The organism is Streptomyces sp. SID12501, assembly GCF_010550245.1.
Classification (GTDB): Bacteria; Actinomycetota; Actinomycetes; order Streptomycetales; family Streptomycetaceae; genus Streptomyces.
Genome location: NZ_JAAGLU010000298.1, coordinates 1 through 586 on the forward strand (window position 1 = coordinate 1; position 586 = coordinate 586).

The following is a 586-nucleotide window of genomic DNA, read 5'->3' on the forward strand; positions in this document are numbered from 1 at the left end:
GATGGTCTTGATGCCCTTCTTCCACGCGTAGATCTGCGCGCGGTTGAGGTCACGCGTCGTCGCGGTGTCCTTGAAGAAGAGCGTGAGCGACAGGCCCTGGTCGACGTGCTGCGTCGCCTCGGCGTACGTGTCGATGATCTTCTCGAAGCCGATCTCGTACGCGTCCTGGTAGTACTCCAGGTTGTCGTTCGTCATGAAGGGCGCCGGGTAGTAGACGCGCCCGATCTTGCCCTCCTTGCGGATCTCGATCTTCGACGCGATCGGGTGGATCGAGCTCGTCGAGTGGTTGATGTACGAGATCGAGCCGGTCGGCGGGACCGCCTGCAGGTTCTGGTTGTACAGGCCGTGCTCGGCCACCAGGGCGGCCAGCTCGCGCCAGTCGTCCTGCGTGGGGATGTGCACGCCCGCGTCCGCGAACAGCGCGGCGACGCGCTCGGTGCGCGGCTTCCACTCCTTCTCGACGTACTTCGTGAAGTACTCGCCCGTCGCGTAGGTCGAGCGCTCGAAGCCGTAGAACGACGCCTTGCGCTCCTGCGCGAGCAGGTTCGACGCACGGATCGCGTGGTACGCGACCGTGTAGAAGTAC

At 64.5% G+C, this 586-nt stretch carries 1 pseudogene; it reads right to left on the bottom strand.

Features of this window, described 5'->3' with window-relative positions:
* Positions 1 to 586 (bottom strand): annotated as a pseudogene (locus G3I71_RS45850) (ribonucleotide-diphosphate reductase subunit alpha); the annotation flags it as partial.